Genomic DNA, 13690 nt, shown 5'->3' on the forward strand with positions numbered 1-13690 from the left:
GTTGACCGTCCTTGATTCTAATGATACGTTCCTAAGTATCTTTTGTACCCAATCTTTCGCGTCACGTTTCGAGTGAACGTCGTATGCAGAACCTTTGCGGCTCACTCTCTTTCAGGCTCGCATTTCATTCTGTTCTATCGACGTACCGATGGAGGTTTCGAATGTAACGATGTCGAACCGCTTTCCGCCTGTGCTTATTGGCTGGTTTGTTATCCGCACTATAGGTTGCTGCATCGATCCTCCCTCCCATCCTGTCCGCTCAAAGCATGATCGCAAGTTCGCTCTCAGGTTTTACCCAGACCAATCTGGCACGCCCCTCATCGAGTTTCCAAACTCTCAACCACGGGTGGAGAATCTAGCCCCCAAAATTCAAGGAGATTCAAATGAAGCGCACTATCATCTCCCTATTTCTGTTTTGTGGCTTACTCGTTCTATCACTTCCCAGGGCCGCCTCAGCCCAGACCGCATGCGCTCCAGCATGGAGCGCCACGGCGATCTACACCGCAGGCATGACAGCAAGTCTGAGCGGCGAAAACTACGTCGCCAACTGGTGGACCCAAGGCAACAGTCCAGCAACCAACAGCGGCGGACCGACCACGGGTCAGCCCTGGACCGCGACAGGAGCCTGTTCGAGCTCGACCTGTTCGACGGTGCCGGCTGTACCAACTGGATTAGCTTCTTCTGCAACGACTAGTTCCGGCACAAGCCTGAGCTGGGGAGCGGTTACTGCTCCTACAGGCTGCACCGTTAGCTACAAAGTGCTGCAAGGTGGAGCTTCGATTGCGACCCCAAGCACAAACTCCGATGCCGTAACGGGCCTCTCTCCCTCTACAACCTACAGCTTCACCGTGGAAGCCTCGGACGCTGCGGGTACCTCAGCCGCGAGTTCGGCAGTGAGTGTGAAGACCCTGGCCAGCTCCTGCGCGACCGCGCCGAGTGCCCCCACCGGCCTGACGGCCTCTGGCACGACGGGTTCCACCACCAATCTGAGCTGGACCGCGGTTACGCCTCCTACTGGCTGCACTGTCAGCTATTCCATCTCAGGTGGACCTTCGACCTTAACCCCAACCACAACGTCGGATACCGTGAGCGGCTTGACGCCTTCGACCGCCTATACCTTCACTGTCGTAGCCAAGGATAGCGCCGGCACATCGACTGGAGCCACGGTAAAGGTAACGACAACCGCCGTCGTCAGCCAGTCGTTTGTTGGCGGGTGGTTTGAAGAGTGGGGCACCTACTATGCCAACTCGAACGTTGCGGACCTACAGAACAGTGGAGGAGTCAACGCTCTTACGCATCTCATCTATGCTTTTGCCAAGCCTGCTGCGAACGGCAGCAATGTGACTTGCGCAATTGCCGATTCCTATGCCGATTACCAGAAGGTCGTCCCACAGGTAACTGGTGCTACTCCCGCCGTAGCTCCGCTGCAGGGTAACTTTGGCGCACTCGCGCAACTCAAGCAGCTCCATCCCAACCTGAAGGTGTTGATCTCCATCGGTGGATGGAATCCGCCCACCTACAATCAGCTCTTCGACCAGGCATCCAGCACGGCTGCTCAGCGCCAGGCGTTTGTCAGCTCGTGCGTCAACATGTTCATCCAGGGCAATATCGCCTCGGGTGTTTCCACCGGCACTCTCTTCGATGGCTTCGACATCGATTGGGAGTTCCCGAACGCAAACGATACGGCCAACTTCACCGCGTTGATGACCGAATTCCGCAACGAGCTGAACACGTTGACGACAACCACCGGCAAGACCTATCAGCTACTCGCCGATTTGCCTGCTGGTCCGTCAACACCGGGCGCGGCTGCGGACTCGGGCAACGATGGCGGTTATGACACGATCAATATCGCGGGTCTGTCCGCGGTGTTGGACTACATCAATGTCGACGGCTATAACTACTCCGGCGACTTTTCAAGCGCCACCAATGACGCGTCTCCGCTGTTCGACGAGGCTGCAAGCCCGCTTTTTGGAACAGGTGAGACGATTCAATCCACCGTACAGTACTATCTTGCTCACGGCGCAGCGCCGGCCAAGTACACCATGGGCTTCCCACTCTATGGTGCTGGCTGGGCGGGAGGTCTGACCTCAGCCAACAGCGGCATGTACCAGAACGCAACCGGAGTTACAGATCCGACTGGCGCTCTGACTACGAACGGAACAGCTCCGGTTCCTAACCTCAACGGCGTAGGAAACTGCTCGACAGGTGATAACCAGGGAAGTCCGGCAGCAGGATGCGACTACATCCTGACCGACGGTCTGGCAACCTATCAGACGATTGAGAACCTGTTGAATCACGGATTCACTTCCAGCTACGACGCTACCCGCTGCGTAGTTCGTATGTATAACCCAACCACCAACACGGCATTCAGCTACGACAATCCTGAGTCGGTGCAATGCAAGGTGAACTACATCAAGGCCAATGGCCTGGGCGGTGGTTATGTTTGGGCGTTGAAAGACGACGACACCAGCTCATCCCTGACCAAAGCCCTTGGAGCAGACCTTAACCCGTAAGAACGTTGTGCCGTACAGGAGAAGTCGTCCTGGCCGGTGAAAATAGCTCCTAACGAGTTCGACCTTCGGATCGCAACAGATCGCGATCTGAAGGTCGGACTAAACCACAGACAAAGCTGAGCAATTCGAAAACCACGCTCCTGCGCCGCGAGCAGCAATATTTATGGAGAGCCTCATGATCAAAGCTAGTTCCGCTTTTTGTACAGAAGTTGCGTTCGTTCCGAACGTTTCGGCGAAGAGAGCGAGTTTCACAAAAAAACGCTCCTATCTACTTCTTCTGTTAATGACGATTTTGTTTTTGTTCTCTCCGCTGACGCGTGGACAGGAGTTGGCAGGAACTTTCTCAGGCACGGTAACGGACAGCACCGGTGCAGTGATTCAGAACGCCAGTATCACCATCACTCAGAACGGAGTGAATGGAGAACCTCGTATAGTCCAGTCCAATAGCTCCGGAAACTACACAGCCAGCAACCTACCTGCCGGCACCTATACGATTACTGTGACGGACCCAAACTTCGAGACATTTGCGGACCGTAACGTCGTTCTGAATGTGGCGCAAAAACGCACAATCAATGTGCAACTGAAGCCCGGATCACAAAGTCAGACGGTGACGGTCGAGGATCACCCGGTGTCTGTCGACACCGAAAGCAGCTCTCAGGCTGGAACCATCTCTGGAACCCAGGTACGCGAGTTGGAGCTGGTCAATCGCAACTTTCAACAGTTGGTTACGCTACAGCCAGGCGTTGTAAGCCAACTGCCGGATCAGCCCGGTTTTGGCAGCCTTAACAGTACGTCTACGATCTCCGTCAACGGCGCACGTACGGGCGCTAATAATTGGTCGGTCGATGGCGCGGATATCAACGACAGCGGCTCGAACACCACGCTACTTAACACCCCCAGCATCGATGCTATCCAGGAGTTCACGCTGGAACGCAGCTCCTACGATGCCAGCTTCGGACGCAGCGGAGGCGGCCAGGTTCTGGTGTCGACCCGGTCCGGCACCAGTTCGTTCCATGGCGATGTCTATGAATTTGTGCGAACGGAAAATACCAATGCAAACTCCTACTTCAACAATCTGACCGGTCTCCCTCGCTCGCCTGATCATTACAATAATTACGGCTTTACTTTGGGCGGGCCGCTCTATATTCCGCATGCCTACAACACAGGCAAGAATAAGACCTTCTTCTTCTGGTCGGAAGAATGGCGCAAGATCTCTACACCTACAACAAACAATGTACCGGGTGCGACCGCGGCTGAATTAAGTGGCACATTTTTCTCACCGACTGCACTGAATGCACCCGCGGGCTGCGTCACCAGCTATACGCCCTACATCGCACCCACCGCGCAGGGCGGTGTCGGTTCGGGTGGTGTCGGCACCATCAATATCAACAATCCCAGTTGCATCAGTAAGAATGCCCAGGTATACCTGTCGCAGATCATCAGCAAGTTCCCGGCAAATTTCACTACGGTCAACGCTCAAACTGGATTTGCTGAAGGAAGCAACATTACATCTTACACCGTTTTGAACAACTTTCGCCAGGACCTGGTTCGTATCGACCATTACTTCAGCGACAGGCTGCATTTCTTTGCGCGCGGCATGGAAGATTCCGCTCCCAGCAACAGTCCTACGGGCCTGTTTGGTGGCGCTAACTACCCAGGCGTCTTGAATGTGCCTATCAATGCTCCGGGCTACAACGTCGTGGGGAACCTGACTTGGACGATCTCTCCAAAGATGGTGAACGAACTCGAGTTTGCATACTCCCAGGGAGGCATCAAGGGTGGACTCAATGGCGCTGGAAACTCACCCAGCGTCCTTGCCTCGCTGACGAACCAGCAGGCCTATCCCGACCCCTACGGACGTATTCCAGGCGTGACTCTGCTGGACTCCTCGGTTACCGGCGTGTCGCAAGGCAATGCTCCATACAACGAACGCAATCTGGACCGCAACATCTTTGACAACTTTACGGCAACCCTGGGCAATCACACGCTGCATGCCGGCGTTACAGTCCAGCAGATGTTGAAGACCGAGAACGGTGGTGGCGGAAATCCGAACTTCCAATTCAATACATGGGGAGATTTTCTGCTGGGCAATGTGGCGCTGTACACACAGGGCAGCCGCGATATCGTTCCGGACCTTCAATTCTGGAACACGGAAGCCTATATCCAGGACGACTGGAAAGCGACCCACAACTTGAATGTGAATCTAGGCCTTCGCTGGACACGATTCCCTTCGCCCGGAGATGTAAACGATACACTCACCAACTTTGATCCGACGGTGTACGACCCGAAGAAAGCGCCGCTTCTCGATGGCAATGGAAACTTTGTGGCCGGGCAGGCTTTCACGTCGGCAAATTATGCCAATGGAATGATCTTTCCCACGGGCTCTGCCTGCGCAGCCGCTCAGGCCATCACCTCTCAGGCCTCCTGCTCTCCCTATGGCGGCATCGTGAACCCAAACAATAACTGGAACTTTGCGCCCCGCGTAGGCTTTGCCTACGATCTCTATGGGAACGGGAAGACTGTTCTGCGCGGCGGGTTCGGCATATTCTTCGACCGCACTCTGGACGGCATCTGGGAACAGAACGCATTCAGCGATCCACCGCTAGTGCAGACGACGACGATCAGCAACACGTCATTTGATAATCCTTTGGGGACTGGTGCCGCGGTACCTGCTCTCGGACCGAATGCTCTTACAACAACAGGCGATCCCATCTTCAAGGTTCCTTCGTATACCGATTTCAACCTTTCACTACAGCAGCAACTGGCCCCCACGACCGTGCTGGAAATTGCCTATGTGGGCTCAGTCTCTCGCCACTTGCTGGGAGAGCTGGATTTGAATATGCCCACGCTAGCTACCCGTGAAGAAAATCCGTTAGATCCTCTCAACAACATCCGTCCCTATCTGGGGTATTCGGATTTCCATACCCGGCTTCCCGTCTTCACCTCCAACTACAACTCGCTACAGGTACAGTTGACTCACAAGTCGCGAGACCTAAACTTAGGTATCGCCTACACTTGGTCGAAGAACCTGTCGGATCAAGCCAACGATCGCGGCACAGCCAATACCTACACCTATGATCCGAAACTGGACTACGGACCTTCTTCCATCAATGAACCGCAGATCTTTATCGCCAACTTCGTCTATAAGGAACCCTTCCTCCGTGAGCAACACGGATTGCTTGGGCACGTATTGGGCGGCTGGGAGATTTCGGGTATTACCAATTTCCAATCCGGACTGTCCACCACACTCTCTCAGAATACCGATCCCTTCGCTTGCACCGCTCCAAGCAATAACAACCCTGCAGGCAATATCACTCCCCTCTGCGCGGCTACCAATGCAGGGGGACCCTATCCAGGCGGTTTGGGAATGGTAAATCCAAATGCAGATATTCTTCCTCGCCCCGATCAGATAGCTCCAGTCCACTTGACCAAGACAAAGGCTCAATGGTTCACAACGAGTTCTTTCATACCGGCACAAGGCCATTTCGGCACTGCTCCAGTAGGAGGCTTTCTGAGCCCAGGACTGGAAAAGATTGACCTGGGCTTGCTGAAAAACTTCAAAATCACCCAGCGAGCCAATCTTCAGATGCGCGCTGAAACCTTCAACGTCTTCAACCACACAAACTTCTCAACCCTAGACACGGGCATTGCGGACGGTACCTTTGGACAGGCCACAGCCGCTCATTCGCCTCGTATTATGCAGTTCAGCGGAAAGCTCTACTTCTAACCTCTAACCGAAACAGCAAGGACAAGGCCGGAGCGCAAGCTTCGGCCTTCCTTTGTCACCAGCTCTATACAATTCTCTTTTCTAAGCTTTGCCAGACGATTCCACAATCAAGAAGGTGCCATGTTCCGTTCAGATATGAGACGTACGAGTTGCGCAGTCTTTATGTTCTCTTTCATGTTGCTCGCCGGCAACTCGTCAGCGAAGGCCCAGACACCGCTCTCCCTCATTCCTCTGCCTGCAACCGCAGTACAGGGAACCGGTAACCTGCCGGTCGATCATGGGCTGCAGGTTGTCTTGGAGGGCTACACGGAACCGCGCCTTGAGCGGGCGCGCGCGCGTTTCTTAGATACTCTGTCCCGGGAGATCGGGACCTCCGGCGTGCCTCCCCAGACCGATGCAGGCGGAAAGCTCATCATCAAGACAGCTGGGCCAAGTGCTCCCGTACAACAGCTTGGCGAAGATGAGTCATACCATCTGGAGATCACCACCACAGGAGCGCAGCTCACTGCGCCGACTCCCCTGGGCGTACTGCATGGGTTACAGACATTTCTGCAATTGGTTCACAGCACCCCTGGGGGTTATGCGGCTGGCGCCATAACGATCGACGACAAGCCACGCTTTCCCTGGCGCGGACTCATGATCGATACAGGACGCCACTTTATGCCGCTCGAGGTCATCCGGCAGAACCTCGATGGTATGGAGGCCGTGAAGATGAATGTCTTTCACTGGCACCTCTCCGAAGACCAGGGCTTTCGAGTAGAGAGCAAGATCTTTCCCCTGCTGCAGGAGAAAGGTTCGGACGGTCTGTACTATACGCAGGACCAGGTTCGAGGCATCCTCGAATACGCCCGCGACCGTGGTATCCGTGTCATTCCAGAGTTCGATATGCCGGGCCATGCAACCGCATGGTTTGTCGGCTATCCCAACCTGGCGAGCGGCAGCGGACCCTACAAAATTGAACGTCATTGGGGGATCTTCGACCCAGCGATGGACCCCACCCGTGAGAGCACCTACCAGTTTCTTGATCAGTTATTCGGTGAGATGACGGCCCTCTTCCCCGATGCCTACTTCCATATCGGCGGAGATGAGTGCAACGGCAAGGAATGGGATGCCAATCCCCGCATCAAGCAGTACATGCAGGCCCACCACATCAAGGACGATGCTGGCCTGCAAGCGTATTTCACCAGCAGGGTGCAGCAGCTCGTTACGAAGCGTCACAAGATTACGGTCGGTTGGGACGAGGTGCTGCAACCGGATACGCCTCACGATGTCGTAATCCAATCATGGCGCGGTCAGGATTCCCTGGCGGAAGCGGCACGGCGCGGCTATCGCGGGCTTTTATCCGCAGGCTACTACATCGATCTAAACCAATCGGCAGCCGACCATTATGCGGTAGATCCTCTCGAGAACGGCAAGGCCAAGTTATCCCCTGCGGAGGAAGCCAATATTCTCGGTGGTGAAGCGACCATGTGGACGGAGTACGCCACTCCTGAAAACATAACCGGCAAAATCTGGCCGCGAACCGCCGCCATCGCGGAGCGGCTCTGGTCCGCTCAAAGTGTGAAGGATGCCGACTCCATGTACCGGCGTATCGATACGCTCTCGCAAAAATTTGCTTATTACGGTTTGCCCTATCAGGGTGTCAGAGAGCAGATGATGCGGAGGTTGAATAGTTATAGCGATCCAAAGGCGCTACAGGTCCTTGCAAGTGTAGTGCAGCCCCCCAGGGACTATGCTCGGGAAGAGTTGCGGGCCTATGATGCCTTCTATCCCTTGAATCGACTCGTCGACACGGTTCCCCCCGAAAGCGACAAGGCCCGGGAGTTCAATGACCTCGCCGCGCGAATTGCCGCAGGAAAGGCCACCCCAGAAGACTGGCAGAAAGCGCGTCAATGGCTGGCGTTGTGGCGCGACAACGATGCAACTCTCCAGCCCTCCCTACCGAAATCCACCTTGACGGCTGAGTTAGCACCGTTGTCTCACAACCTCTCGCAGGCCGCCACCATCGGCTTACTCGCTCTCGATGCCCTGCAAAATAACGCGCCCGTTAGCGCCGAAATGCAAAAGAAACAGCTGGCTGAGCTTAAAGAGCTTGAAAAACCACAGGCTATCCTGCTAAACAGGATCGTCCCAGGCGTGGAGGTGCTGGTAAGCGCAGCCAAAGCCCAATAATCCCCTCAGGATGGTGGCATGATCTCTCGGCAACGGAAGTGGCTTTGGCCTGCAGTCATCGCACTGCTTATTCTTCAGGCCGTACAGGCGCTCTACATCGTCCATCGCGAATCGCTTACCTTCGACGAAGGCAACCACATGTTCGCCGGTTACATGATGTGGAAGGCGGGTGACTACGGGCTTAATCCTGAGCACCCGCCGCTCGTAAAGCTCCTCGCCACTCTTCCCATACTGCACGAGCCCCTTTGGATTCCACCGCAGCAAGGCCGCGATTTCAAAACCGAGGCCTACCTCAGCGGCCGCGACTGGCTGGCTCGCAATGACGGAGCGAGCCAGCGGCTCGTCTTCCGCATGCGAGTCAGCGCGGAGCTGCTCGCACTCCTCCTCGCCCTCACTGTTTTCCTTGCAGCACGCGAATGGTTTGGAGATACCGCAGGCCTCGTAGCACTCCTTCTCGCCGTATTCGATCCCAACATCCTCGCGCACTCCGCGCTCGTCACTACGGATGTCGGAGTCTCGCTCTTCTTCCTCGCTTCGATCTTCACCTTCTATCGCTACATCACTCGCCCCACTCTCGTTCGCCTGGGGCTTACCGGGATCACTGTCGGCCTGCTGCTCGCAACCAAGCATTCGGGCATCCTCATCGCGCCCATGCTTCTGCTGCTCATCGCATGGGAGATTCTCATCGCGCCGAAGCCCGAACGCGCCCGCACAGCACTAAGGCTGGCGGGGGCCTTGGCTGCCATCACGATCGTCAGCGTCGTCGTGCTGTGGAGCTTTTATGGCTTCCGCTATGCGGCTCGCCCGGCGGGCTTGCAGCTCAGCACGTCGCTGCGCAACTACACCGCGCCGCTCAGCCACTTTCAGGCCGCCGCGGTCCTCACCATCGCGCGCCTTCATCTCCTGCCCGAGTCCTACCTGATAGGTCTCGTCGATGTGAAGCGCATGGCAGAGTTCTATCCCACGTTTATCTTCGGAAAAGTCTACGCGAACGGTCAGTGGTGGTACTTTCCCGCCGTCATCCTCATCAAGACGACGCTTGGGCTTCTCGTATTGCTGGCTCTCACAACATTCGCCACACTTACCGGCAAGCTGAAAAAGCGCCGTGAGTTGACCTATATTCTGGTTCCCGCGCTGGTCTATCTCGCTATCGCCATCGCTGCCGGCATGAACATCGGAGCACGGCATCTTCTGCCGATGTACGTGCTGCTGACGATCTTCGCCGCGGCTGGCGCTGTCACTCTCGCCCGTATCAATCGAGGCTGGGCCGTGGTCTGCACGCTGCTCATCGCAGCGCACATCGTCTCTTCACTGACAGTCTTCCCTAACCAGATGGCCTACGCCAACGAGGCTGTGGGAGGACCGAAGAACCTTCACAACCTCCTGAGTGATGCAAACGTCGACTGGGCGCAACAGCTCCTGCAGGTCAAGCAATGGCAGGACCGTCATCCTTCAGAAGACTGCTGGTTCGCCTACTTCGCGCTACCGGAGATTGATCCGGCAACCTACGGCATCCACTGCCATGCACTACCCACCATCGATACTGCCTGGCTTGGAGGCTCGGAGATTATGCCTCCAACGATCAACGGAACCGTACTGATCAGCGCCGGAGACCTTAGCGGCTGCGAGTGGCCCAGCGGCAAACTCAATCCCTATCAAAGCTTCCAATCCCGGCGGCCTGACGAGTCCATCGACGAGGCGGTCTACGTCTATCGCGGAACGTTCGATATGTCCTCTGCCGCAGCCATGAGCCGAGCCCAGCAGAGCCACACTCTCCTCAGGCATCACCATCCCGAGGAGGCCTTCGCACTTGCTCACCAAGCAGTAGCCATTCAGCCCACAAATCTCTTCGCGCAGACGGCATTAGGAGACGCAGCCTCCGAGCTTGGCAAGAAGCCCGAAGCGGTGAGCGCCTGGCAAGCAGCAATCGTGGCTGCCCAGGGACTCGAACAGGATGCTCAAGAGAGCTACATTCCCAACCTGCAGAAGAAGATCAGGCGAGCCGCGCAGTAACGGCGCAATTCCTATTCTTGAAGCTGCCGAAAGCTCGCTTCCAATTTTGCCGTCAGTTCCGCCGGGGCTAATCCCTCGACGGAGAGGGCAAGCCCTACACGGACCACCAAGCGCCCTGAACGGAACCATCCCGCCTTCCTGGCCCGGAGCTCATGCAAACCGATCAAGGCTACCGGCACAATCGGCACGCGCGAATCCTGGGCCAGCAACCCAATCCCCGGGCGAAAAGGTTGCAGCCTTCCATCCTTACTCCGGGTTCCCTCCGGAAAGATCAGCACCGAATAGTCCCGATCCATCGCCTCGCCCGCATGCACAAAACTTCTCCGAAACCCTCGCAGGCGAGGCAGCGGAAAGACATTGAACAATGCCGTGACCAGCAGGTATCCCACCGGCGCCAACAGATTGCGTAAGGCACTCCGTTGATTTCGCGCGTGACGAAAGTCCAGCAGCATCTCGCCCGACATGGCAATCGCCATCCGGCGGCGCAGGCGGCCCGATAGTGCGTACAGCACCAACGCCGCATCGTAGGAGGTCACATGATTGGCAATCACCAATACAGGCGTTGGCGGCAATTCAGTAGCCACGCTCTCTACACGCGGCGCGACCAGTAACCACACCAGCGGTCGCATCACCCCTTCAACAAAGGCCACCCGCATCGCCTGCGCCGGCCAACTCCAGGGCCATCGAGGATACGCATCTTTGAATTCACGCATCTCCTCCGGTGACGTCGATGCACTTGTCGCAGGGGTAGACGGCGCAGCAGGACGATCCTCCGTGACAGAACCGATTTGTAACTGTGGTTCCGCAGCAATGCTTCCCTCCACCATCGAGCGCAACTCGCCCAGGGTTTGCACTGCGGCAATCGCATCGTCGGCCAACTCCACACCGAGCTCCCGCTCAAGCGTCGATTGCAACTGCACACGCCCGAGGCTATCCAGATGCAGGTCTTCCGATAACCGCAGATCGTCGGAGCTGGCAGGAGGATGCTCGCCGGTTACAGCCGCGATCAGATTCAGCAGCACATCTTGCCCTGTTGCAGCCGAAGCATCTCCGTGTTGACTACCCGCAATCGTTGCGCAGGCCCACTGCGCCACCTTCCTCCGCAGCAACTTCCCTGTTGAAGTGTAGGGGAACTGCGGCTCCGGCCACTTGAGCACTCGTCGAATCTGCTGATAGTCGGCCAGTCCGTGATTTGCCTGGCTGGCGGCAGCCTGCAGCTCCTGTTCGTTGCCCCGGAAAAGTGCCACGGCAACCGGCTCCATGCCCACCGCTGTCTGGCATGGCACGACGACACAACCATAGACTCCGGGCTGCTTCGTCATCGCCTCTTCCAGGTCGGCGGGATGCACATTCAAGCCCGCGCTGGTGACAATCACGTCGCCCTTTCGGCCCGTAAATCTCAACCCGCCGGAGGCCTCCTGTACAGCCAGATCTCCCGTCGCCAGCCACTCTCCATCGCGAAGACGCATCGCTCCGTTCTGCCAGGTGGCCGTGGCCAGCATGTCACCGCGCACCAGGATCTCTCCCTCTTCGCTGAGACGCACCTCACGCCCCGGAAGAGCTTTGCCGATCGTCCCTCGATTCATGTGGAAGGGATGATTCAGCGTGACCAGAGCCGTCGTCTCCGTCATGCCATAGCCCTGGATGAGAGCAAAGCCCAGATCGCGCCAGAAGCTCTCCAGCTCCTGCGGCAGAGACGCGCCACCGGAGATCGCCGCCCAGAACTTCCACCCCAGGGCGCTATGCACCTGACGGAATCGCCACCAGCGCTTCCAGACTGATAATCCTTTGGCCTGCTTCAACTCTATGGCTAACCGGGCAAAGCGCCCGAGTAGATGCGCTCGCAGCAGCTGCAACACCCGAGGCACCGCCACCAGCACGGAGATGCGTTCCCGCTGGATAAGCGCAGTCATGCGCGCCGCATCAAATTGCTCGACGAAATGCACCTCCGCCGCCAGCAGCGCAGGCACCCACAACCCCATGAACTCCCCAAAGACATGGTTCAGCGGAAGACTATGCAGGAAGCGCAGGGGGTGCACCCAGCGCTCATATCTTCGATACTTCGCAATCTCATCTTCGATCGGCTGCAGGCTCGCCAACACATTGCGATGCGTATGAACGATACCCTTAGGCTCCGATGTCGTGCCGGAGGTAAAGATGATCTGAAACGGTGCCTGGGCCGTAACAGCTTCGCTCACTGTAAACAGGGGCTCTGAAGGCAGTTGTGCCACGAGGCCTGAGAGCGGTAGCTGCGGCAAATCCATGCCCAGAGATTGCAGCAGGCCGGAGTCACCCACGATCAAGCGTGGAGTAACATCCGCCACCACACGTTGGGCGAACTCAACTGACCCCGCTGCATCCAGCGGCACCACGATGACCCCGCGCAGCAGGCAGCCAAAGAAGGCTCCGATCCACTCCGCAGAATTTTCGCCCCATAGCACGACACGCTCACCGGCAACGATCTGACGGCGTTCCAACTCCGCTGCGAAACAACCGGCTAATCTTGCCAGTTCGCCATACGTCGTCGCGTAGCGCCGGTTGCCGCGATGCCGCACGACCGCGGTCTCCGCAGCGTGCCGGCGAAAGTCTTCAACGAGACTGGCCAGGTTCGGGCGCATGTCTTCATGATAGCGACCCGCAGAACGGCACCGTGTGTAATCCTCCACAACTGCCCATCGGCATCCCCCACTCTGCGAACGGATAACCTGCCGTCACCCACAGATGACTGCCCGGTGAGTCCAAGTTTTTATTTCTGTACCTACCTACAAAAATCTGCCAGTCATGCGCCACAGGCCGGTATTACAACTTATTAATAAAACCATAAAAAGGTGGAATCACGAACAATTCGCAATAGACAAACGTTAGTCTTACAAAATTGTATTGACACAAGAATTACTGACTGTTAGTGTTTCCGCTTACCAGCCACAGAGTGCAAATACTTGCAACGAAAAAACTGGAGATCGTTTCGCTCTACGAGACTCTGCAGCACTGAATCTTCTCTGGCTTTACTTGGGGATCTTGACCCCGCCCTGAAATAACAGTAAAGATGCAGACCACACACTTTCCGATAACAACCGAAGTGTTGGTAGCCGATCCATAATCCCGCACCATCGGGAGGATGATTTCCGTTCCAGTCCGAACAAATATCAGGCCCCGAAGGCTTTCGAATCGGGCTCTATGAAGCCGCGTCGAAAAATCGCTCTATCTCCTGGCCCCAACAACGCACATCCCAATATCTTCGAGCAGTTCTAACGGCACAACCCAC

5 protein-coding genes are annotated in these 13690 nt (G+C 56.6%); 4 read left to right on the forward strand and 1 reads right to left on the reverse strand.

From position 1 onward, the window contains the following. Nucleotides 1–383 precede the first annotated feature (383 nt). The 4 genes from HDF15_RS05930 (at nt 384) to HDF15_RS05945 (ending at nt 10425) form a co-directional block, all read left to right on the forward strand. Entirely contained in the window at nt 384–2513 is a 2130-nt protein-coding gene (locus HDF15_RS05930; protein ID WP_184253683.1) for a glycosyl hydrolase family 18 protein, read from the forward strand. Between the two features lie 328 nt (nt 2514–2841). Next, a complete protein-coding gene (locus HDF15_RS05935; protein WP_260330864.1) occupies nt 2842–6240 on the forward strand; it encodes a TonB-dependent receptor in 3399 nt (1132 codons plus the stop codon). 162 nt (nt 6241–6402) lie between these two features. Beyond that, the gene (locus tag HDF15_RS05940; RefSeq protein ID WP_260330865.1) at nt 6403–8412 is read left to right on the forward strand and encodes a family 20 glycosylhydrolase; all 2010 of its coding nucleotides are present in this window, start codon (nt 6403–6405) and stop codon (nt 8410–8412) included. Nucleotides 8413–8430: 18 nt separating this feature from the next. Beyond that, on the forward strand, nt 8431–10425 hold the full coding sequence (locus tag HDF15_RS05945; protein WP_184253689.1) for a glycosyltransferase family 39 protein: 1995 nt from the start codon (nt 8431–8433) through the stop codon (nt 10423–10425). A gap of 11 nt (nt 10426–10436) precedes the next feature. On the opposite strand, the gene HDF15_RS05950 is transcribed toward HDF15_RS05945, so the two are convergent. Further along, nucleotides 10437–13043 (reverse strand): AMP-binding protein, encoded by a 2607-nt coding sequence (locus tag HDF15_RS05950; RefSeq protein WP_184253691.1) that lies wholly within the window; start codon nt 13041–13043, stop codon nt 10437–10439. Nucleotides 13044–13690 lie beyond the last annotated feature (647 nt).

It is taken from the genome of Granulicella mallensis (genome assembly GCF_014203225.1).
Taxonomy (GTDB): domain Bacteria; phylum Acidobacteriota; class Terriglobia; order Terriglobales; family Acidobacteriaceae; genus Granulicella; species Granulicella mallensis_A.

What these genes read in the sequence shown, in the direction of transcription:
- HDF15_RS05940 (WP_260330865.1), top strand. Translation starts at nt 6,403, where the DNA reads ATGTTCTCTTTCATGTTGCTCGCCGGCAACTCGTCAGCGAAGGCCCAG.
- HDF15_RS05950 (WP_184253691.1), bottom strand. Translation starts at nt 13,043, where the DNA reads ATGCGCCCGAACCTGGCCAGTCTCGTTGAAGACTTTCGCCGGCACGCT.
- HDF15_RS05945 (WP_184253689.1), top strand. Translation starts at nt 8,431, where the DNA reads ATGATCTCTCGGCAACGGAAGTGGCTTTGGCCTGCAGTCATCGCACTG.
- HDF15_RS05930 (WP_184253683.1), top strand. Translation starts at nt 384, where the DNA reads ATGAAGCGCACTATCATCTCCCTATTTCTGTTTTGTGGCTTACTCGTT.